The following is a 21,362-nucleotide window of genomic DNA, read 5'->3' as shown; positions in this document are numbered from 1 at the left end:
CTTACTCCGCGAAGGAGCGGGAGGCGGCGAAGGCGGCCAGGTCTACTTGGCGGCGGGCGTTGGCGAGGCCGGTGATGATCGACGTGCCGAGGGGGCCGGTGCGGTCGTACATGAGGGCGGTGCCTACGACTATGCCGTTGGAGGAGACCTGGTCTTGGGCCAGCAGGCCCAGTTCGGGGCCTTCGGGGAGGCGGGTGAGGGTCAGGGTGACGTCGCTGTTGATGTAGCCGACGCCTTCGGTTCCCCAGTTGCAGACCAGGCTGGTGGCGTCGGCTACGAAGGCGGCGCGCTGGAAGGGGGTGATGGGTTCGCCGTCGATCAGTGGGGGGAGGTTGTGCCAGGCGGCTTTGCGCTGATTGTTCTGGCCGGAGCCGAAGTCGCCGGTCCAGTCTTCGTCGCCCGATTTGAAGAGGGGTGGGCAGCCGCCGGGGATGCCCAATGGTTCTGTGGGGGCGGGCAATTGGCGTTCCGGCTGCCAGACCTCGCCCGGCGGATCTTGCGTGGCCGGCAGGTACATCACGCTGGCGCGGGCTCGCACACTGTCGCGCTGCACGATGGACGCATCCACTACCCGGACACGGCTTCCGTCGCGCACCACCTCGCTGGAAAGCCGGATCGGCTCGTCGAGTACGGGACGGAACAGGTCGACCGTGAATCGCGCGGGCACGAATCCGGCTCCGGGGGAGTGGGTTTCGAGTTCGTGTGCGAGCAGTCCGCAGACGCCGGTGCCGCCGAGCTGGTTCGGCGCCCAGGGGCTGAGTGCCATTGCGGTTGCGCGGTAGTACCCGTTTTCCGCTGTAAAAAATCCGACCACGGGTCCGACTATCCACCATTTGGTGGATACTGTCCATAGGACGGAGGATAGTTCTATGAGCGGTTCAGCGGCACGCCGTGCACCCGGTCCGGACACCCGCCGGCGCGACGCCGACCGCACCCGGGCGCAACTCCTGGAGGCGGCGAGCGAGATCTTCGCGGCCAAGGGACTTTCCGGCGCGCGGGTGCAGGAGATCGCGTCGCGCGCGGGCGTGGACAAACAGCTGATCAGCTACTACTTCGGCGGTAAGGACGGCCTGTACGCGGAGGTCCTGCAGCAAGGTCGAACGCACGAACAAGGTCTCACCGACGATGAGCGTCCCCTTGCGGAGGTGGCAGTCCGCTACTTGCGGCAGGTCCTGGCCGATCCACGCGCAACCCGCTTGTCCTACTGGGATGAACGCGACAGCTCCGAGACCACTCCGCCTACCGCACGCGCCCTGCAGAGCCTTCAAGCGCGCAAGGAACGGGGTGAACTCCCACCGGATCTGGACGAAGCGGCCGTCCTGCTCGCCATTACCGGCATGGTCACCGTCGCGGTCACCATGCCGGCCTTGGTGGAACGCCTCTTCGGCGTCCCGCCCACGCATCCGGACTTCGAATCCCGCTACGTCCCACAGGTCCAGCGCTTGATCGGCTTGCTGACCAACCCGGACCAGCAACGATAAGGATCCGCGATCACTCCGAGTGCGGATCGAGGCTCGATCGAGGCCGCCGGAGGCGGTTGACTCGAATCCGTCAGCAGCACAACGACGGAAGGCGCGACATGATCACCGAACTCACCGCCCAGACCACCCTCGCTCCCAAGGCCGTCGTCAAGCGCTACTTCGAGGCGCTGGCGGCCGGCGATCAGGACACCATCCGGGATTCCTGGGCCGAGGACGGAAGCTGCTGGTACGGCGGCGAACTGCCGATCTCGGGCCGCTGGGAGGGCCGTGATCAGGTGCTCGACGGCTTCCTGGCCACCGCCTTCGACCACTTCGACCCGGATTACGCGGTCGGTCTGCGAGTCACGAATCTCTTCGGCGAGGGTCAGCAGGTGTTCGCGGAGTGGGATTCGTGGGGCCGGGGCAAGACCGGGCGGCCCTACGACCAGAAGAACAGTGCGGTCTTCGTGATCCGCGACGGCAGAATCGCCGAGATGCGCGAATACGCCGACACCCAGCACTGGAAGTGGGCCCTTGTGAAGGATTGAGAAGACAGGTGCCCCACCTTGCCGCATGATGGCGGCATGGCTTCACTCGCGGCGCGCCGTGCCGTTCTCGAATTGGTTTGTGACACTTTCACGCCTGGGGACGGGGGCGATCTGCTGTCCGCCTCGGAGTTGGGTGTCGCCGACACCGTGCAGGAGCTGCTCGATCGCAATCCGCGGGCGGCCGAGCGGCAGCAGTTCGACCTGCTGATGCGGGTGTGGAACACGCGAATGTTCGGATTGCTCAACGGCGCCGGCTTCCGGAAGTTCTCGGCGCTGACCCAGGAGGACCGCGAGCGGCTGCTGCTGGGCCTGGCGAATTCGCGAATCGAGAAGAAGCGAGCCCTGTTCCAAGCGCTGAAGGGCGCGGCGGTCACCTCCTACTATCTGACCCCGGGCCCGACGGGCGCGAATCCGGTCTGGGAGCGCATCGGCATTCCACCCGCCTTCGGCCCCCTCGCGGACGCCCAGCGCGGGTTGAGCCCCGAGCGCCCGGCCGCCGACACCACGATCGTGTGCGATGTGGTCGTGATCGGTTCCGGCGCGGGCGGCGGGACGGCCGCGGCGGTTCTCGCCGAGGCCGGACTGGATGTGGTCGTCCTGGAACGCGGCGGCTACTACGACGATCCGGACTTCGGCACGGGCGAGAAGGACGGCTTCCTCAACCTCTACGCCCCGGGCCCCGCCGCCACCGCCGAAGGACAAATGGGCCTGGTCGCCGGAACATGTTTGGGCGGCGGCACGGTCGTCAACTGGACCACCTCCTTCCGTACTCCCGACGATGTGCGCGCGGAATGGGCAGGCCTCGGCGCAAGGCAGTTCGCCGAGCAGGAATACACCGATGCGCTGGATGCCGTGGTCGCCCGCCTCGGCGTGAACTTCGATCATTCGCCGGCCGCCAAGCGCGACGAAATGCTCGAGCGGGGCCTGCGCGAGCTCGGCTGGCATGTCGATCCGTTGCCCCGGAATGTCACAAACTGTGACGCTGGAGTCGAATGCGGGCGTTGCGGTTTCGGCTGCCGGCTGGGCGCCAAGCAGTCGGTGGCAAAGACCTGGCTCGCCGATGCCGCCGCGAACGGCGCGCGCCTCCTGGTCGGCACCGATGTGCGGCGCATCCAGATCAGCAATGGTCAGGCTACCGGTGTCGAGGCACGCACCACCGATGGTCATTCGGTGTGGGTGCACGCGCGCGCCGTGGTGGTCGCGGCCGGCGCGATCCAGACCCCGGCGTTGCTGCGCCGCTCCGGCCTGGCCAATCGCAATATCGGTAATTTCCTCCGATTGCACCCCGCCACCGCGGTTTTCGGTGTCTTCGACGAGGAGATCCGCCCCTGGGAGGGCGGCATGCAGACCCGCTACTCCAAGGAGCATCGCGATCTGGACGGCGATGGCTACGGCGTCATCTACGAGACCGGCCCGATGACTCCCGGCATGTCGGTGGGCTTCCAATCCTGGACCGGTTCGGCGTCGCATCGCGAGAACATGGCCGGACTGGCGAACACGGTGGCCGTCGGCGTCATCACCAGGGATCGCGATCACGGCACGGTGGAAACCGATCGCAAGGGTGACGCCGTGGTCCGCTACCGGCTCTCGGCGCGCGATGCCGCCCACCTGCACACCGGAATCGGCGGCGCGGCAAGCATTCTGGAGGCCGCCGGAGCGAACCGCATCTACTCCGGACATCAGGCGGGCCCTACCTACGAACCCGGTAAGCGCGGCTCACACGAGGATTTCGTGTACGCCTGCGCCGAGGCCGGTTACGCTCCCGGCCGCTGTTCGATGGGCGCACTGCACATCATGGGCTCGGCGCGCATGGGCGGCTCGGCAGCGGATTCGGCCACCAATCCCGACGGCGTGACCTGGGATGTGCCGAATATCGTGGTGGCGGACGGCTCGTGCTTCCCGACCGCCTCGGGCGTCAACCCGATGGTCAGTATCGAGGCCATCGCCTACATGAACGCCACACGGCTGGCAGCACGTCTCGCCTGAGCCGAAAACAGCTGGGGGAGCGGCGGTTACCGCGCGAGCAGCGGCTCGAACAAACTGACCACCACCAGATCGATCTGGTCGACCGCGCCCTCGAGGGGCCCGGTCGGCTGGAACAGGTGGCTCAAGGCCAGCCGCACCACCGTTTCCGCGCGCGAGCCCAGCTCGGCATCGCTCACCCCGGTCAATCCGTACTGTGCGCGGACCGCGGCCGTCACGGCCGTGATCGCCCGCCCCAGTACGGGTTCCGGCTCGGTCATCAGCGTGGGCAGTAGTTCGGTATCGGTGGCCGAGCGCCCCGACAGCACGGCTTTCAGCAGGATATTGTCCGCACCCGTGCGCAGCGTGTAATCGACCGCGCTGGTCAGGCCCGCCAGGACATCGTCGGGGTGCGCCGCGAGACTCGCGGCGATCCCGACCAGGAAGGTGTCGACCTCCTGCCGGATGACCACTTCCGCGAGGTCCTCGCGTTTGCCGATCTCCTTGTAGAGCACCGGCCGGCTGACGCCGACTTCCTTGGCGACGCGGGACATGTTCACCGCGCCCCACCCTTCGGTGCAGACGATCCGGCGCGCGGTCTCGATGACGCGTTCGCGCAGGAGCAGACGCATCTCGTTCTGGAAATTCGGCGCTTCAGCCACGCCAGCGATCGTACATGAGCTGCATCTGCGTCGGTTTGTTGACAAGTAAGTGTGATGTGTATGTAATGAATACACATCTCGGCAAAGTGTAAACAGTCGAGGTCAGGCTGTTAGGAGATCGACAATGACGACGTCTCGCACCCGTGAGCAGGGGTATTCCGCACCTCCGCAGTGGCGCGATCGCAAGCGGTACCTGTGGCTGTTCGGCCTGGTCCCCCCGACCGCCCTGTTCCTGGCCACCGCCCTGGTCTGGGCATTCAACGAGCTCGGCTGGACGGCGGTCTCGCCGGTGTGGTGGTGGATCGGTCCCATGCTGGTCTACGTCCTGCTGCCGATCCTGGACCGGTTCTTCGGCCCGGACGGCCAGAACCCGCCCGACGAGGTGATGGAGTACCTGGAGAACGACAAGTACTACCGGTACTGCACCTACGCCTACATCCCCTTCCAGGTGCTGAGCCTGTTCTTCGCCGGCTACCTGTGGACTGCCTCGAATCTGTCCTGGCTGGGCATCGACGGTGGCCTGGGCCTGGTCTCCAAGATCGGCCTGGCGCTGAGCGTGGGCGTCATGGGTGGCGTCGGCATCAATACCGCGCACGAATTGGGCCACAAGAAGGACGATCTGGAGCGCTGGCTCTCGAAGATCACCCTGGCCCAGACGTTCTACGGGCACTTCTACATCGAGCACAATCGCGGCCACCACGTACGCGTCGCCACCCCGGAGGATCCGGCGAGCGCCCGCTTCGCGGAGACCTTCTGGAGCTTCCTGCCGCGCAGCGTCTGGGGCAGCCTGCGTTCCTCGTGGGAGCTGGAGTCCAAGCGCCTGGAGCGAATGAGCAAGCGGCCGTGGACGATTCGCAATGACGTGCTCAATGCCTGGCTCATGTCGGTGGTGCTGTGGGGCGCGCTGATCGCGGCGTTCGGCGTGAGCGTGCTGCCGTACCTGGTCATCCAGGCCGTCTACGGTTTCACCCTGCTGGAGACGGTGAACTACCTCGAGCACTACGGCCTGCTGCGGCAGAAGACGGCCGCCGGCCGCTACGAGCGCTGCACCCCCGAGCACAGCTGGAACTCCGACCACATCGTCACCAATATCTTCCTGTACCACCTGCAGCGGCACAGTGATCACCACGCGAATCCGACTCGGCGCTACCAGATCCTGCGCAGTATGGACGGCGCCCCGAACCTGCCCAGCGGCTACGCGAGCATGATCTCGCTGGCCTACTTCCCGCCGCTGTGGCGCCGGGTGATGGATCACCGGGTGCTCGCCCATTACGGGGGTGATATCACCCGCGTGAACATCCAGCCCCGCAAGCGATCCCGTGTGCTGGCGAAGTACGGGGTGGCCTGATGTCCGCCTACCGCTGTCCCGTCTGCGATTACACCTACGACGAGTCCAAAGGCGCACCGCGCGAAGGCTTCCCGTCCGGTACCCCGTGGTCGGCGGTGCCCGACGACTGGTGCTGCCCGGACTGCGGCGTGCGCGAAAAACTGGATTTCGAACCCACTTCCACCTCGACAGGACCCCGCCATGACTGACTACAAGCTCTTCCGCTGCCTGCAATGCGGTTTCGAATACGACGAGGCGGAAGGCTGGCCCGAGGACGGCATCGCCCCCGGCACCCGCTGGGACGACATCCCCGCCGACTGGTCCTGCCCCGATTGCGGCGCCGCCAAATCCGATTTCGAAATGGTCGAGGTCAGCCGCGCGTGACCGGCCGCATCGTCATCGTCGGCACCGGCGTCGCGGGCGCGACCGCGGCGAAAACCCTGCGCACGGAAGGCTATTCGGGCGAGATCATCCTGCTCGGCGCCGAACCCTCGCTCCCGTACCGCCGGCCCATGGTCTCGAAGGAGCTGCTGGCCGACACGGCGGAGGAACGCCGAACCCTGCTGCAGCCCGGCGAATTCTGGCGCGACCACACCATCGAACTGCGCACCGCGACAACGGTCGAACGCATCGATCCGGCCTCGCACCTGGCCTGGCTGGCCGACGGCACCGCCATCGGCTACGACACCTTGCTGCTGGCCACGGGTGCGCTGCCGCGCGCTCTCCCGGCTATGGTCGGTGACGGGTCCGGGAGTGGGACTGCGGGCCACCGGCCGGATGGAGCTGGAGGCAGCGCAACGCCGGTCTCAGCTGCGGTAGGCCGCGGTGGGGCCGCATCGGTGGTGCACACCTTGCGTGGGCGCGGTGATGTCGAGGCGGTGCGGGCCGCTATCGCGGAGGGCGGGTCGCTGGTGATCGTGGGTGGCGGGTTGATCGGGTGCGAGGTGGCGGCGACCGCACGCGGGCTGGGGGTGCGTGTGACGCTGCTGCATGCCGGGGAGACCTTGCTCGATCGGGTCGCGCCTGCGGTCGTCGGCGAGTATTACCGAAAGCTGCACGCGGACAATGGAGTCGAAGTGGTGACGGGGGTGCTGCTGGATCGCCTCGAAGAGGGTGCGGGCGTGACGGCTATAGCCGCCGACGGGCGCAGGTGGGTGGCGTCGGCGGCGCTGGTTGCCATCGGCGCTGTCCCGGACACTCGGCTGGCGGAGGGGTCGGGCCTTGCCGTCGGGGAGGGAATTCGCGTCGATGAGCGGTATCGGACCTCGGCCGCCGGGATCTTCGCCGCAGGTGACGCCGCGAGCCGCTTCGACTCGGCGTCGGGTGAGTATCGGCGCGAGGAGCATTGGAACAGTGCGCAGGCGCAGGGCGCGGCGGCGGCGCGATCCATGCTCGGATTGCCGGCAGCGCCGGAGGAGGTCTCGTGGGGCTGGTCGCAGCAGTACGGGCGAAACCTCCAGTTCGCGGGCATGATTCGGCCCGGACACGAGGTGATCGTGCGGGGTGATGCCGCGGCCGGTGATGTCACCGTGCTCGGCCTGGACGCAGGCCGACTGGTCGGCGCGGTGGGGGTGGGCCGTCCGGCCGAGATCCGTGCGGCCCGGGATCTCATCGCCCGCCGGGTGGTGCTGGACTCGGCGGAGTGCGCGGACCCGACCCGGCCACTGGGTGCGGTGACCGCACTGTCCGGACAGTCCTGAGGGCACGCGCCCGCAATCGAGTTAATCGCCCGCAAAATCTGAAAGGCCGACACGTCCACGAGTGACGTGTCGGCCTTTCAGATTTGCGGAGCCATTGCTGAAAGCCGCTGGTAGCGGTCGCTATCTACCCGCGGACCGCGCATTGTTCACCGACACGCCGACCCGGTCAACCCCGAAATCAATTCCGTGAAGACTGACACGTCAGTCCGTGATCTGTATTACTGTCTCGGTCAGTTGAGACCGGTCAAGCAGAGGGACCGGTCGGCATCGGCCAGATAGCGGGGCTGTGGGGTGGTAGGCATTGGTCGACAAGGTCATTCGGGGGCCGGAGCCGTTGATACGGCAGGCAATCGAATTCGTTCTCTCCGGGTTGCGGACATTCGGACGCACCATTCAATTGGCGGTGGCAGCCTTCAAATACCTGGTTGTGGACATCGTCAAGCTGCGGCATCCGTGGCGTGACACGCTACAGCAGGGCTGGTTCATCGTCAGCGTGACGGCGATTCCCGCTGTGCTGGTATCGATTCCGTTCGGCGTGATCGTGGCCGTGCAGGTCGGCAGCCTGACCCAGCAGGTCGGCGCGAGCTCTGTCTCAGGAGCCGCCGGCGGTCTGGGCGTCATCCGCCAGGGTGCGCCCATCGTGACCGCCCTGCTACTGGGCGGTGCCGCCGGCTCCGCCATCGCCTCGGATCTGGGGGCACGCACCATTCGCGACGAGGTGGATGCCTTGCGCGTGATGGGCATCGATCCGGTACGCCGGCTGGTCGCGCCTCGTCTCGCGGCCATGCTGGTGCTCACGCCGCTGCTGTGCATGCTGATCATCTTCATGGGCGTGTTCACCGGTTACGTGATCGCGGTCGGCTTCCAGGACGTCACGCCCGGCAGCTACCTGTCCGCCTTCGCGTCCTTCGCGAAGATTTCGGACCTGGTGGTGGCCATCGTGAAGTCCGTCATCTTCGGAATCATCGTGCTGATCGTGTCCTGCCAGCGCGGGTTGGAGGCCACACACGGTCCCAAGGGCGTCGCGAATGCCGTGAACGCCGCGGTGGTGATCGGTGTGATCGCCGCGTTCGGCGTGAATCTGGTCATCACGCAGCTGGTTTCGATGTTCATTCCGACGCAGGTGGGCTGATGACTCAGGTTCCCGCACGCTATATGCCGCTCGGTGTGGTCGGCCGCACCGTGGAACGCGGCGCGCAAGCGCCGATGTCGATCTTCGAATCGCTCGGGCATCAGGCGACCTTCGTCTACGAGGTGCTGGCCGCGATACCGCACACGCTGAAGGTGTATCGCCGCCAGACCATGCTCATCCTGTCCGATATCACCTGGGGTTCCGGCGCGATCATCGTCGGCGGCGGCACCGTGGCGGTCCTGGCCTTCCTCGGTATCGCGGTCGGCGGTTCCATTGGTGTGGAAGGCTTTTCCGCGCTGAACATGGTCGGCATGGGCCCGCTCACCGGATTCGTCTCGGCCTACGCGAATACCCGGGAGATGGCGCCGATGATCGCCGCCATCGGGTTCGCCGCCCAGGCCGGTTGTCGTATGACGGCCGAGATCGGGGCCATGCGCATCTCCGAGGAGATCGACGCGCTGGAGGCCATCGGCATCCGGCCCATGCCGTTCGTGGTGACCACCCGCGTGATCGCGGGCGTGATCACCATCGTTCCGCTGCAACTGCTCACGCTGATCCTGTCGTACCTCTCGTGCGCGACCGTGGTGAACGTGCTGCACGGGCAGTCCCCGGGCACCTACTACCACTACTTCGACGCGTTCCTGCAACCGGGCGATGTGCTCGCTTCGCTGCTCAAGGCGACGATCTTCGTGGTCACCATCATTCTCATCCACGGCTATCAGGGCTTCTACGCCTCCGGCGGGCCGGAGGGCGTGGGCCGCGCCTCGGGGCGCGCCATTCGCGCCAGCCTGGTGGGCGTCGTAATCCTGGACATGATCCTCACGATCTTGATCTGGGGCGTGGATGTCGGCATCCGGATCTCGGGGTAGTCATGGCGGTATTCAAGGATCATTCCGGTCGCAGCGCCGGGAAATGGGCGTTGCGGGCGCGCGGGCTGGTGGTCGCGGTCGTGCTCGTGGTGGTGCTCATCGTGGTGAGTGCCTATGCGCGTGGCGCTTTCGCGGACAAGTTCTCGCTCACCATCGACGCGGCCACCCTCGGGGAGGGGCTGGCGCCGGGCGCGGAGGTGAAGTTCCGCGGCTACGCCATCGGCACCGTGCACAAGGTGGAGACGGTCGGCTACGGGCAGCAGCGCATCGAGCTGCAGCTCGACCGGGACCAGGCGAAGGCGCTCACCACCGATGCGACGGCGCGGTTCACCTCGTCGAACGTGTTCGGTTCCAGCGCAATCGAACTGGTGCCGGGGACGGACGGCAAGCCGTTGCGTGAAGGCTCGGTACTGCAGATCGGCTCGGGTTCCACCAATGCCACCGTGGCAGGGGTGTTCCGGCGTGCGGCGCGGCTCACCCAGGTGCTCGACTCGGCCACCGTGCACCGGCTCATCGACCTCATGCTCAATAACGCCGATGCCATCGGGCCGACATTGAAGACGTTCTTCGAGACCGCGAAGATGTTCGCCGACGATCAGCAGAACTCGCTGGCGCACTATCTGCGCATCGGCGGCGATATGACCGGGGCGTTCCGTGACCTCACGCCGTCGGCCGGCCACGCGATTCTCGCGGTGCTCGATCAGAGCGCCTACTTCGGCACGCCCGACGCACAGGCCCGCACCAACAAAGCCACCGACGGCGTGAATCAGGCGGTGCTGATCGGCATTTCGAATCTGCTGCAGCGCAACAATCCGGATCTGGAGAAGACGCTGGACGGTGTACTGGATCTCGCGGTGCCCATCAGTGTCTCGCTGGGTACGGTGGCCCCGGCCTATAACCGGATCCCGAACCTGATCAAGGCCATGGACGGCGCCTTCCCGGTGGTCGACGGCAAGGTGCAGCTGCAGCTCGACATCATCGCGAAGAACATGCCGTACCTGGCGGATTCGCTCGGCGGAGGGCAGCGGTGAACGATATCATCAAGTCCTCGATCAAGCTCACGGTGTTCCTGCTCGTGGTGGCGGCCTGCACCACCTTCATCGTGACGGCATTGCGCACGCCGGTCCCCGGTCAGAAGACCGGCTACGACGCGGTGTTCACCGACGTATCCGGCCTGTTCACCGGTGATTCGGTGCGCATGTCCGGCGTCGCGGTGGGCAAGGTGGAATCCATAACGCTCGACGGCGTGCACGCCCGAGTGCACATCACGGTGCAGTCCGATCGCCCGGTCTACGACAACACCCAGGCCGCGGTGCGCTACCAGAACCTCATCGGGCAGCGGTACGTCGAGCTTCTCACCACCGGTGCGACCGGTGCGAAACTCCCTGCGGGAGCGACTATTCCGGTGGATCACACCATCCCCAGCTTCGATGTGTCGAAACTGTTCAACGGCTTCAAACCCATGTTCGACACGCTGGATCCCGCACAGCTCAACGAGTTCGGCACCAACCTGCTGCGCGTCATCCAGGGTGACGGCGCCGGTATCGGCCCGGTGCTGGCGGATGTGAACAATCTGGTCCAGCACGCCAAGAGCAGTGAATCGGTGATCGTGCTGCTCATCCGCAATCTCGGGCTGGTCTCCGACGAGATCGGCGGCAAGTCCAAGGCGGTCGGCGATCTGGTGCAGCAGCTGGCGGATATCCTGCGCCAGTTCACCAGCAAGACCCAGACCGTGCTGAGCGCGATCGATTCGGCGAAAGCCACGCTCGCGCCGCTGATTCCGATCCTCGAAGAGGGGCAGAGCGCCTACGACACGGCCTACGGCCCGATCGACGGGCTGCTGCGCCGGCTGGTCCCGGAGACGAACCAGCTCACCCAGATCCTGGCCATCACGCCGCAGCTCATCACCGGCTTGAACCAGTCGGTGCCGGGTAATGGCGTGAAGCCTCGGATCACGTGCTCGACCGGAGAGGCCGCACTGCCGGCCGCCGTGGACGCGATCCTGTCCACCCAGAACTTGGTGGTGTGCCAATGAAGTCTCTGATCAGCTATGTCGGTGAGCTCGTCAGGGAGACCCTCACCGGTCGCGGCGACCAGCCGACCCAATTGCGCTGGGGCGTGGTGGGTGTCGTGATCTGTGTGATCACGCTCGCCATCGCGGGCGCGCTGTACGTGATCCCGTTCGGGGAGCGCAGCTATACCGCCGATTTCGCCATCTCCGGCGGCGCACGGTCCGGGGACGAGGTGCGGGTGGCCGGTATCAGCGTCGGCAAGATCCGTGCTGTGGACCTGGTCGGCGATCACGTCGAAGTGCAGTTCACGGTGAAAGACGGTGTGCGCGTGGGGGACAGGTCGGCGGTGGAGGTGAAGATGCTCACGCCCATCGGTGGTCAGTATCTGGCGCTCTCCCCGGCCGGCGACAAGGACCTGGGGGCGACGCATATTCCGAAGGAACGCACCGCCACCCCCTTCCAGCTGAGCGACATCCTGGACAAGGGCACGCCGATCTTCAGCAAGATCGACGCCTCCACCATGCGCGGCACCATCGGGCAGCTGGATCAGGCGCTGACCCAGCAGCCGAACGCGTTGCGCGATCTGATCGGCAATGCCAATGATCTGACCGGCCTGCTGGCCGATCGCACCCAGCAGTTGAATTCGGCGCTGAACGTGTCCGACGAATACATCGCCGCCATTGCCGATGACAAGGCGCTGCTGGCCGATTTCGTCAAACAGCTGGGCCAGGTGGCCGATCAGCTCGGTAATCGCAAGGACGACATCGTCTCCGTGTTCAACCTGATCAAGCGGCTGCTGGTGGTGCTGGACCGCCCGATCATGGCCTACGGCGACACCATCGAGCCGAATGTCGCGCAGCTGGAACAGCTGTTCTCCAAGGTCTTCGACGATCCGAATCGCATCGACACCGTGATCACCGGCCTGCGCGGGGTGATCGACAAGCTGAGCGGCATGCTCGGCACCCAGATAAAGGTGGACAAACCCGCCGAGGGCATTCAGATCTGCATTCCCTACGAAGGCAAGGCGTGCTGATGCGGTGGAACAGAAGGGCCTTGGGCCGAACGGTTCTCGCGGCCGGCGTCGCCGTGGCGGTCGTAGCCGCGGGAGTCGTCGGAGTGCGGTGGGTGAACAGCGAGCGCAATCCGCAGCAGAGTCTGTGCGCCGAATTCACCGATACCGTCGGCCTTTACCAAGGCAACAGCGTGACCATGCTCGGCGTCGAGATCGGTTCGGTCAAGAAGATCGAATCGCTCGGTGATCGCATGCGGGTCACCATGAACATCAAGAAGTCGGTGAAACTGCCCGCGGATATCCAGGCGGTCACCATGTCGAGTTCGATCGTGACCGACCGGCATGTGGAGCTCAGCAAGACCTATACCGGCGGACCGCGTTTCGATACGTCGAAATGCATTCCGCTGGACAACACCAAGACGCCGATCGGCATCAGCGACGCGCTCGACGCCATGGGGAAACTGGCCGGAGATCTCACCGGACCGACCACGCCGGGCAAGCCGGACACCCTGATCGACGACACCCTCACCGCGGCCGACCAGGCCATCTCCGGTACCGGGCCGCAGTGGAATGCCTTGCTGCAGCGGCTGTCCGCGGTGGTCGGTGATCCGAACCAGAAGGATGTGGTGTTCCGGCGCCTGGTCGACAATCTGGATTCGCTCACCACCATGTTCGTCAGCAACTGGCCGGATATGCGGCAGGTGCTGGACAATCTGCGCGCCGGGCTGCAGTTGATCGGTCAGTTCTCGGCGCAGTTCGCCGGGGCGGTGGATCTCGCGGTGGAATTCCTGCCGGTGATCGCCCGCAATGTCGGCAAATACGATAAGCAGGTCTACGCGCTGCTGGATCAGGTGCTGCCGCAGGTGCACGCCTTCGCCCAGCAGCACGAGGGCGATATCAGCGATCTGCTGTCGCATCTGCCGCCGCTGGCCGCCGTGCTACCGCAGGCGGGTACCCGATGAAACGTACACTCATCAAACTGGTTCCGGCGCTGACCGCGGCCGCGCTGGTGCTCACCGGCTGCGGGGTGAAGGCCACCGACCTGCCGATTCCCGGCACCTATCCCAGCGGTGACACCTATACCGTGCGTATCGAATTCGGCTCCGTGCTGAATCTGCCCGATCGGGCCAAGGTGGTCGCCGACGGTGTGGAGGTCGGCATGCTCGACCACATCGATCTGGTGGGCAATACCGCGGTGGCGACGGTGAAACTGCATACCGACGCCAAGCTGCCCAAGACGACCACCGCGGAACTGCAGCAGGACACCATTCTCGGCGATATTCACATCGCCCTGCAGGCGCCGAAGAACTCGGACAACAACTTCCTGCGGAACGGTGATGTGATCCCCGAGACGCAGACCATTCCCGCGGCGAACGTCGAGGATATTCTGCGCTCACTGTCGGATCTCATCACCGGTGGTCGCTGGGCGGATATCCAGCGGCTGGTCAACAATGTGAACGCGGCCTTCCCGTCGGATCCGGCCGAGCTGGACCGGATCAACAATGCCGGGCGCGCGGCCCTGCACGATATGGCCTCCCACACCGCCGATATCGATCGGATTCTCGCTGGGGCACAGCAGATCTCGGACAAACTGGCGGCCGGGCGGACCTCGGTGGACGACATTCTCACCAATGGTCCGAGCCGGGCAGCGGGTCTGTCGGATGTGCTGTTCGGGGTGGTGAAGCTGATCATCAGCGGTGGTCCGCTGGCCCGCAATGCCGGGGATCTGCTGTTGCCGCATGTCGGGGATTTCCAGTCCATCGTGTCGATTCTGGCGCCGACCGCGGTGACGGCCGGGTATGCGGATCTGACCCTGGCCGCGGATCTGGATGCCTTCCACAATCTGTTGCGGGACAAGCTGATTCCGTTCTTCGACGCCCCGAATGTGAATGTGCGGAAGGTGTCGGCGGATGCGCAGGCCGACCAGTTGATCACCACACTGCGATCGATCGGGATGGTGCCATGAAACTCTCACTCTCCGGGCCGGTCTCGCTGGTATTGCTGCTGGTCCTGACGCTGGTCTGCGGCAGCTATATGGCCGTGGACGTGCTGAACCTGGATCCGCGCCGGCAGAACAACACGGTGACGGTGCTGCTGGACTCCTCCGGCGGTCTCATGAAGACCTCCCAGGTGACCCTGCGCGGGCTGCCCATCGGCAAGGTGCGGAATATCGCCGCGACGGCCACCGGGCTGCAGGTGACGCTGGAATACGATGCCAAGTACCGGATTCCGGTGGACAGCGGCGTGCAGATCGCCAACCTGTCCGCGGCCGGTGAACAGTATCTGGACTTCCGGCCCAGCGGCACCGCGGGACCGTTCCTGCATGACGGCAGCATCGTGCCCACCCGGCAGGTGAAGACCGCGACCACGGTCGGTGACGCGCTGGCGAAGCTGGATGCGCTGACGGCGCAATTGGATCCGGCCAAACTGCAGGATCTGGCGTCCACGGTCGCCGCGGGCTTCGACGGCCGTGACGCCGACGTCGCCAATCTGACCCAGGCGCTGGTCGGCACCGCGAATCTGTTGCGTGACAAGCGAGACGAGATCACGCGGCTGTACATCAATGTGCAGACCCTCGGCGATCGCCTCGACGGCCGGGCGCCGACCCTGAGCGCCGCGGCCGGCGATATCGACACCGGCCTGCCCGAGTTGCTGCACATCATCGGCGCGTTCCAGAACTACTCGTATGTGGGCGAGAACATCTGGGACGACCCGATCGGGCCGCTGGTCACCAAGATCGACCAGTACATCCAGCTGATCGGCCCCGACCTGGGCAATATCGCCACCGCCCTGAAGCCCGCGACCAGCGTGATCAAACCCATTCGCGTGGACGCCGGATCAATTGTGGACCTGCTGTCCACCGTGTTCCCCGGCGACGGCGCCGCGCATGTCGGCGTCAGCGTTCCCCGATAGAGAGAGGCAATCGTGTTCGATATCGACAAGTCCCCGGAAGCGGTTGCAGTGCTCGACAAGGTCGAGGACGCGGCGAAGACTTCGGAGCCGAAGGAGAGTGCGGCCGCGCTGGCCGCCGACCCGGCGAAGCCCAAGATTCCATTGCGGGCGAAGGTCTCGGGCTTACGCAGATACCCGCTGACGGGGATCGCCGCCGCGGTGCTCGCGATCGTGGCGCTGGTGCTGGGTTACACCTGGCACAGCACCTCCAACGATCTGAGTGCTCTGAAGGCGAGCAACTCCGACCGGGATCGGGCCGCGGAGATCGCCCGCGACTACACGCTGCGCTCGCTGACCTACGACTACAAGAACCTCCCGGCGTTCTTCGACGGCGTGGAACGCGGCACCTCGGATGCCTTGAAGGACCGCTACACCCAGGTCCACGACACCCTCGCCAAGATCATGACCGACGCCCAGGTGGTCGCCACCGGACAGGTGGCCGGCACCTCGGTGGAGGCGCGCGGCAACGGCCAGTACGAGGTCACCGTCTACGCCACCCAGCGCACCCAGAACATCCAGCAGCCCGATCCGGCCACCGTCCCTAACCTGCTGGTGCTGACCGTCGCCAAGGACGACGGACAGTGGCTGGTGACCGACTACGGCCCGAAGGATCCGGCCCCGGCCAAGGACCCGGCGGCCGCCAAGAACCCGGCGAATGCCCCTGCGCCCGCGAACAATCCGGCACCGGCCGGCAACCCGGCGCCGAGCACCGATCCGGCCGCGAACGGGGCCGCGAAATAACCTCACGGCACGGCCGGCCGCCGCAGCCCGAGCTTTCGCTGCGGCGGCGCCGGCAGATAATCGAAGCCGCCTTCGAGGTGTTCACCGCCCGCGGATACGAATCCACCGCAATCTCCGAGGTGGCCGCGCATGCCGGTATCGGGCAGGGCACCGTCTATCGATACTTCGGAAGCAAACGCGAAATCCTGGACCACGTCATCGATTTCGGCGTCGACAAGATCATGGACTCGATCCAGTTGCCGACGCTGCTCGGTGGGTCGAACAGCGTCGCGGAACTGGTCGAGGCCACGCGGGCCGCGGTGGATCGGCTCTACGACCTGGTGGACCGGGAGCCGCGGGTGCTGCGGCTGGTCCTGGTCGAGGCCGGGGCGATCGATCCGGAATTGTCCCGGCGGCTGTTCGGACTGGAGGCCATCGCGGCGTCGCTGATCGCCGGTGAGCTCGCGCGGGGGGTGGCGGGCGGCTGGATCGACCAGGACATCGATCCGCAGGTGCTGGGCCACACCATCTTCGGGTTGGTCGGCCCGTGGATCGTGCGGGAACTGCTCGGTGGCAGCCAGCCGGAAGTGCGTGCGCGCACCACCGGCGCGGTCATGGAGATGCTGGAAAGAGTGCTACCCCCGAGGAAAGCGGCATCATGACGAATCCCGCACCCACGCCCCGCCGCACCGCTCGCCTCGAACAACGCCGGACCGAACTCATTCGCGTGGCCTACGAATTGGTCACCACTCGCGGGTTCCGCACCATCAGCGTCGACGATATCGCCGCCGCGGCGGGGGTCAGCCACGGCACCTTCTACAACTACTTCGCCAATAAGCGGGACATTCTCGATGCCGTCATCGACCACTGCTTCGATCTGCTGCGCGATCGCCTGCTGGGGCCGGAGTCCGGTGACGACCCCGAGACGCTCGATGCCTTCTGCGCCCGCTACGGCCGCGTGGTCGACCGGTGCTACGAGTTGGTCGACGCCGAACCCGGCCTGGTGAATTTCTTCCTCCTGGAAGCGTCTTCGATAGACGATCGTGTCATCGAGCGGTGTATGTCACACGCCCGCCGGTACGCCGCCCAGGCGGTCCGGCAGGTGGGCCGCGGCATAACCCGTGGCTATCTCGACCCGCAGCTGGATCCGCGAATAGCGGGCGAAGTGCTGCTTTCTGTGCTGGTGTCGGCGTTACTCTCCGCTCTGCGTGCCGGATCCGACGGTCTCACCCAGGACCGTGTCCGCGCCCAGACCACCGCCTTCCTCCGCTCGGCATTGGGCGCACCCGGCTGAAGGTGGGATGATTGCCTGGATCGCCCCTGCCGCTGGATATTTGGAGCGTTCGCGACCAGAACAATTCCTGAGATGAAGGGTTATGACCGATATGGGTGACTTGATCAGCACATTCGTCAACAGTCTCGCCGGTGGCCTGGGCTGGGGCCTCGGCAACGGCGTAGCCAACGCAATCCTCGGCGCTTTAGGGCTCTGACGGCAGCTACCGTCGTAGATTCTCGATACGCAGGCGCAGGTGATCGAGCAGCTTCTCGGGATCGTCGAACTCACGCGGATCGATGGGCTCACCGAAGTGAACGATCACCTGCTGCCGGCGATCGAAAGCCGGTCCGGCGCCACGGAGTCTCCGCATCGGCAGCACTCGGTCGGTGCCGGTGGTCCCGACCGGGATGATCGGAATGCCCGTTGCCAGCGCGAGTTTCGCGACGCCGGGCTTGTAGGGTTCCGTCTCGCCGGGGGCGACCAGACGGCCCTCGGGATAGCTGATCAGGACGCCGCCGTGCCGCAGAATCTGCTCGGCCAGCGCCACCAGGCTGCCCCGCTCAGCCACACCGGTTCGCAGCCATTCCGCACTCACATGCGCATCGATCAGCACCTCTCGCAGGTCCAGCGGATAGTCCCTCAACAGTTCGCCATACATCTCCCGCAAGGCCGCCCGCATCCGCAACATCTGCACCGGATCGGGCCCCATCCGCTCGGTAGCAGCCAGACTCGCCACAGCGGGCACGAACCGGTCCCAGTCACGATGAAAGGCATCCACGCACACCACCCCGGCCACTTCCCGCGGATACAGCTGCGCGAACCGATGCATATAGGCGCCACCGAGCGAGTGCGCCACCAGAACGTATGGGCCGACGATGCTCTGGCTGTGCAACAGCCCGTGCAGCTCCTCGGCGACCGCGGCAGCGGTGCGCGGCAACGGAACGGGATCGCTGAACCCGCTACCGCCCCGGTCATAGACGACCGCGGAAGCAAACCGCGAAACACCCTGCTGGACAAGGAAATAGTCCAAACCAACCGCCCCCGCGCCCGGCAGCAACACGACCGCCGGCCCGCCACCGCCCAGCCGGGAAACAAAAATACGCCGCCCGCCGACCTGCTGAAAGCCTCCAACCGGCGGAACCGACCGAGCCTCGACCCTGATGTTCTTCGTCATATCGCAAGGCTGCAACCCTCACGCAGGGTCATAGTCAAGCCCTCCCCGGCCTCGTTATTGCGGTGGACGGGGAGCAATTCGCGTGGCCAACATTTCCGGATGGTAATCGGCTGATCGTTTGCTGGCGTTCGCGGCGATGTCGCTTCTGGTGCTAAGGATTGAGCGGTCACCGGTTTGCGGGTTTCCGTGGTCAGTGGCGTTCGTAGGTGCCGGTGAGGCGGCCTCGGGCTATGACGTGGCCGGTGATGGCGGTGAGGGTGTCGGGGAGGGGAGCGCCTTCGGGTAGGGCGGAGGGGCGGTCCAGGGCGTAGAGCTGGAAGATGTAGTGGTGGGGGCCGTGGCCTGGGATGGGGCGGGGGCCCGCGTAGCCGCGGCGGCCGAAGGCGCCGGTTCCCGTTCGCAGGTCGGTGCCGAGATCCATTGTTCCCTCGGGGATTTCGGCGTTGGCGGGATCGATTCCGGTGAAGAGGCCGTGGATGATGGGGCGGGGGAGGGGGACGTCGGGGTCTTCGATTATCAGGACGAGTTCTGCTGTGCCGGATGGTGTGCCGGACCAGCTCAGCTGGGGGGAGATGTCTTCGCCGACGCCCTTTCCGGCGTGGCGGAGGGGGATGGGGGCACCTTCTTCGAAGGCATTGCTGGTGACCGTTATGGATTCCGGGGCGGTTGCGGTGGCGGGGTGATACCACGTGGTGCGGGTGACGCCGGCGCGTACCGGGCGCAGGAGGCGGGCGAGCGGGCGGATGGGCATTGGTCAGGCTCCTGATCCGCTGTCGACGGGGACGCCGGAGGCGAGTAGGTCTCGCATCTCGGCGGGGAGGAAGCCCTGGGTGGCCAGGCGGGCGAGAATGCCTCCGCTGGTGAGGATTTCGAGGATCAAGTCCGGCAATGGTGCCGTTTCGCCGGTTGCGCCGGTGGTTTCGTTGCGGTAGGTGCCGGTGGCCAGATCGAAGGTGGCGGTGTCGCCGTCGGTGAAGAGGGTGGTGGCGCCGGGGACGGTCAGGGCGGGGAGGCCCGCGTTGATGGCGTTGCGGAAGAAGAGGGAGTTGAAGTCTTCGGCTATCAAGGCTGCTACGCCCAGGTGGCGGAAGAGCGAAGCTACGGGGCGGGAGGAACCTACGCCGAAGTTGTGGCCGGCTATGACTATGTCGCCGGGTTGGACGAGGGTGGTCCAGTCGGGGCGGAGTTGGTAGAAGACGTGGCGGGCTGCTTCGGGGAGGTCGAGTTTCATGGCGCAGGCGGGGTACATGGCGTCGGTGTCGACCGAGTTACCGAAGAGCCAGACTCGGCCGGTGATGGTGGTTTTCATGCGGTGACGCTCCGGGGGTCGGTGATGTAGCCGGTGATGGCGGAGGCGGCGACCGTGGCGGGGGAGGCCATGTAGATTTCGGCTTCGGTGCTGCCCATGCGGCCGGTGAAGTTGCGGGTGCTGGAGGTGAGGCAGACTTCGCCGGGGCCGACCACGCCCATGTGGTAGCCGAAGCAGGCGCCGCAGGTCGAATTGGTGACCACGGCACCGGCGTCCGCGAGGTCCTGGAGGTAGCCCAGGCGCATGGCGTCTCGGTAGACCTGCTGGGAGGCGGGGGTGATCAGGAGGCGGACGCCGGGGGCGACCGTCTTGCCGCGCAGAATCCCGGCGGCGATGCGCAGATCTTCGAGCTGGCCGTTGGCGCAGGAACCGATGAAAGCCTGGTCCAGCTTGCGTCGCTCGATCTGCGAGACGGGGACGCCATTGTGGCTGACCGTACCGGGCCGCGCCACATAGGGTTCCAGGGCGCTCAGGTCGATGGTGCGGACGTCGAGGTATTCGGCGTCGGCGTCGGCGTCGGCCGGTACGTAGTCGTGGACGCCGCGTTCGGTGAGGAAGTCGGCGAGCAGTTCGTCCACGCCGAAAGTGGCGAAGTCCGCGGAGATTTCGGCTGCCTGGGTGGCGATGGTGCGGCGATCGTTCAAGGGCACGCTGGCGAGTCCGGGGCCACCGAATTCGAGGTTCTGGTTGGTGGCGTCGCCGTAAGCGTTGGCGAGATAGAGGAATACGTCCTTGCCGCTGATCTCGGCCGGCAATGTGCCGGTCAGTTCGTAGCGTACGGTCGGCGCGACCTGATACCAGGTGGAGCCCGTGCACAGGATGGAGTACACCTCGGCGGGACCGAGCCCGCGGGCCGCGGTGTTGTACGCGCCGCCCGCGCAGGTGTGGGAATCGGTGCAGGCCAGTACTTCTCCGGGGCGGGCCAGCCCGTTCTCGGCGATCACCTGGTGGCAGATGCCGTGCCGGCCGACATCGAAGAACTTCTCGATCCCGAAGTCGGCGACGAACTTGCGCGCCTTGGGCCCGCCTGCCGCGTCCTTCAGGGAGGGCGCGGGGACGGCGTGGTCCATGATGACCGCGACCTTGTCGGCGTCATGGATGCGCGTCGGCGGAATCCACATGGTGGCGAACTGCAGGTCGATCATGACGCACATGTCGACATCGACGGTGACGATGTCACCCGGCCGGACCCGCTCGACCGCGGCCTTGCGGGCGAGCAGATTCTCGATCATGGTCATGCCCATGGT

Annotated in this window: 24 protein-coding genes; 18 read left to right on the top strand and 6 right to left on the bottom strand. The window is 66.0% G+C overall.

Annotated elements, in window-relative coordinates; translation table 11 throughout:
• Position 1: 1 nt before the first annotated feature.
• Positions 2-766 carry an acyl-CoA thioesterase domain-containing protein gene (locus tag ACH438_RS13235; protein WP_397004590.1) on the bottom strand — a complete coding sequence of 255 codons (765 nt, stop codon included), beginning with the start codon at positions 764-766 and terminating at the stop codon, positions 2-4.
• Positions 767-869: 103 nt separating this feature from the next.
• Here ACH438_RS13235 and ACH438_RS13230 point away from each other — a divergent pair, with 103 nt between their 5' ends.
• The 3 genes from ACH438_RS13230 to ACH438_RS13220 all read left to right on the top strand — a co-directional run bounded on the left by ACH438_RS13230 (position 870) and on the right by ACH438_RS13220 (position 3,994).
• Positions 870-1,481, top strand: coding sequence for a TetR family transcriptional regulator (locus ACH438_RS13230; protein WP_397004588.1), 612 nt, complete (start codon positions 870-872; stop codon positions 1,479-1,481).
• A 98-nt stretch (positions 1,482-1,579) separates the two neighbouring features.
• On the top strand, positions 1,580-2,008 hold the full coding sequence (locus tag ACH438_RS13225) for a nuclear transport factor 2 family protein (protein ID WP_397004586.1): 429 nt from the start codon (positions 1,580-1,582) through the stop codon (positions 2,006-2,008).
• A gap of 36 nt (positions 2,009-2,044) precedes the next feature.
• Entirely contained in the window at positions 2,045-3,994 is a 1,950-nt protein-coding gene (locus ACH438_RS13220) for a GMC family oxidoreductase (RefSeq protein WP_397004584.1), read from the top strand.
• A 26-nt stretch (positions 3,995-4,020) separates the two neighbouring features.
• Here the strand turns inward: ACH438_RS13220 and ACH438_RS13215 are convergent, their stop codons facing one another.
• The gene (locus tag ACH438_RS13215; protein ID WP_397004582.1) at positions 4,021-4,632 is read right to left on the bottom strand and encodes a TetR family transcriptional regulator; all 612 of its coding nucleotides are present in this window, start codon (positions 4,630-4,632) and stop codon (positions 4,021-4,023) included.
• A 124-nt stretch (positions 4,633-4,756) separates the two neighbouring features.
• Here ACH438_RS13215 and ACH438_RS13210 point away from each other — a divergent pair, with 124 nt between their 5' ends.
• From ACH438_RS13210 to ACH438_RS13140, 15 genes are all read left to right on the top strand, one after another.
• Positions 4,757-5,980 carry an alkane 1-monooxygenase gene (locus ACH438_RS13210; RefSeq protein ID WP_397004580.1) on the top strand — a complete coding sequence of 408 codons (1,224 nt, stop codon included), beginning with the start codon at positions 4,757-4,759 and terminating at the stop codon, positions 5,978-5,980.
• Entirely contained in the window at positions 5,980-6,168 is a 189-nt protein-coding gene (locus ACH438_RS13205) for a rubredoxin (RefSeq protein WP_397004578.1), read from the top strand. Before ACH438_RS13210 ends, ACH438_RS13205 begins: the two co-directional genes overlap by 1 nt.
• The gene (locus ACH438_RS13200; RefSeq protein WP_397004576.1) at positions 6,161-6,343 is read left to right on the top strand and encodes a rubredoxin; all 183 of its coding nucleotides are present in this window, start codon (positions 6,161-6,163) and stop codon (positions 6,341-6,343) included. Before ACH438_RS13205 ends, ACH438_RS13200 begins: the two co-directional genes overlap by 8 nt.
• Complete coding sequence (locus tag ACH438_RS13195) at positions 6,340-7,659, top strand: NAD(P)/FAD-dependent oxidoreductase (RefSeq protein WP_397004574.1); 1,320 nt, start codon at positions 6,340-6,342, stop codon at positions 7,657-7,659. Before ACH438_RS13200 ends, ACH438_RS13195 begins: the two co-directional genes overlap by 4 nt.
• Positions 7,660-7,960: 301 nt before the next feature.
• The gene (locus ACH438_RS13190; protein ID WP_397004572.1) at positions 7,961-8,791 is read left to right on the top strand and encodes an MlaE family ABC transporter permease; all 831 of its coding nucleotides are present in this window, start codon (positions 7,961-7,963) and stop codon (positions 8,789-8,791) included.
• Positions 8,791-9,660 (top strand): MlaE family ABC transporter permease, encoded by an 870-nt coding sequence (locus ACH438_RS13185; protein ID WP_397004570.1) that lies wholly within the window; start codon positions 8,791-8,793, stop codon positions 9,658-9,660. The genes ACH438_RS13190 and ACH438_RS13185 overlap by 1 nt, the downstream gene beginning before the upstream one ends.
• A 2-nt stretch (positions 9,661-9,662) precedes the next feature.
• Positions 9,663-10,691: an MlaD family protein gene (locus tag ACH438_RS13180; protein WP_397004568.1), complete on the top strand. Its 1,029-nt coding sequence runs from the start codon at positions 9,663-9,665 to the stop codon at positions 10,689-10,691.
• Entirely contained in the window at positions 10,688-11,695 is a 1,008-nt protein-coding gene (locus tag ACH438_RS13175) for an MlaD family protein (protein ID WP_397004566.1), read from the top strand. The genes ACH438_RS13180 and ACH438_RS13175 overlap by 4 nt, the downstream gene beginning before the upstream one ends.
• The gene (locus ACH438_RS13170) at positions 11,692-12,705 is read left to right on the top strand and encodes an MCE family protein (protein WP_397004564.1); all 1,014 of its coding nucleotides are present in this window, start codon (positions 11,692-11,694) and stop codon (positions 12,703-12,705) included. The genes ACH438_RS13175 and ACH438_RS13170 overlap by 4 nt, the downstream gene beginning before the upstream one ends.
• Entirely contained in the window at positions 12,705-13,646 is a 942-nt protein-coding gene (locus ACH438_RS13165) for an MCE family protein (protein ID WP_397004562.1), read from the top strand. The genes ACH438_RS13170 and ACH438_RS13165 overlap by 1 nt, the downstream gene beginning before the upstream one ends.
• Positions 13,643-14,650, top strand: a complete 1,008-nt coding sequence (locus ACH438_RS13160) for an MlaD family protein (RefSeq protein WP_397004560.1) — start codon at positions 13,643-13,645, stop codon at positions 14,648-14,650. Before ACH438_RS13165 ends, ACH438_RS13160 begins: the two co-directional genes overlap by 4 nt.
• Positions 14,647-15,597 (top strand): MlaD family protein, encoded by a 951-nt coding sequence (locus ACH438_RS13155; protein WP_397004558.1) that lies wholly within the window; start codon positions 14,647-14,649, stop codon positions 15,595-15,597. The genes ACH438_RS13160 and ACH438_RS13155 overlap by 4 nt, the downstream gene beginning before the upstream one ends.
• 12 nt (positions 15,598-15,609) lie before the next feature.
• Positions 15,610-16,377, top strand: coding sequence for a hypothetical protein (locus ACH438_RS13150; protein ID WP_397004556.1), 768 nt, complete (start codon positions 15,610-15,612; stop codon positions 16,375-16,377).
• The gene (locus tag ACH438_RS13145; protein ID WP_397004890.1) at positions 16,374-17,018 is read left to right on the top strand and encodes a TetR/AcrR family transcriptional regulator; all 645 of its coding nucleotides are present in this window, start codon (positions 16,374-16,376) and stop codon (positions 17,016-17,018) included. The genes ACH438_RS13150 and ACH438_RS13145 overlap by 4 nt, the downstream gene beginning before the upstream one ends.
• Positions 17,015-17,650, top strand: coding sequence for a TetR/AcrR family transcriptional regulator (locus ACH438_RS13140; protein WP_397004554.1), 636 nt, complete (start codon positions 17,015-17,017; stop codon positions 17,648-17,650). The genes ACH438_RS13145 and ACH438_RS13140 overlap by 4 nt, the downstream gene beginning before the upstream one ends.
• Before the next feature lie 202 nt (positions 17,651-17,852).
• Here the strand turns inward: ACH438_RS13140 and ACH438_RS13135 are convergent, their stop codons facing one another.
• The 4 genes from ACH438_RS13135 to ACH438_RS13120 form a co-directional block, all read right to left on the bottom strand.
• Positions 17,853-18,806, bottom strand: coding sequence for an alpha/beta fold hydrolase (locus ACH438_RS13135; RefSeq protein ID WP_397004552.1), 954 nt, complete (start codon positions 18,804-18,806; stop codon positions 17,853-17,855).
• A gap of 190 nt (positions 18,807-18,996) precedes the next feature.
• Positions 18,997-19,557: a YbhB/YbcL family Raf kinase inhibitor-like protein gene (locus ACH438_RS13130; protein WP_397004550.1), complete on the bottom strand. Its 561-nt coding sequence runs from the start codon at positions 19,555-19,557 to the stop codon at positions 18,997-18,999.
• Between the two features lie 3 nt (positions 19,558-19,560).
• Positions 19,561-20,103, bottom strand: a complete 543-nt coding sequence (locus tag ACH438_RS13125; protein ID WP_397004888.1) for a 3-isopropylmalate dehydratase — start codon at positions 20,101-20,103, stop codon at positions 19,561-19,563.
• Between the two features lie 8 nt (positions 20,104-20,111).
• Positions 20,112-21,359, bottom strand: a complete 1,248-nt coding sequence (locus ACH438_RS13120; protein ID WP_397004548.1) for an aconitase/3-isopropylmalate dehydratase large subunit family protein — start codon at positions 21,357-21,359, stop codon at positions 20,112-20,114.
• Between the last annotated feature and the right edge of the window lie 3 nt (positions 21,360-21,362).

It is taken from the genome of Nocardia sp. NPDC020380, from assembly GCF_044386975.1.
Classification (GTDB): domain Bacteria; phylum Actinomycetota; class Actinomycetes; order Mycobacteriales; family Mycobacteriaceae; genus Nocardia.
Note: the sequence above shows the minus strand (reverse complement) of the source record. Positions and strands in the feature narration are given on the sequence as shown.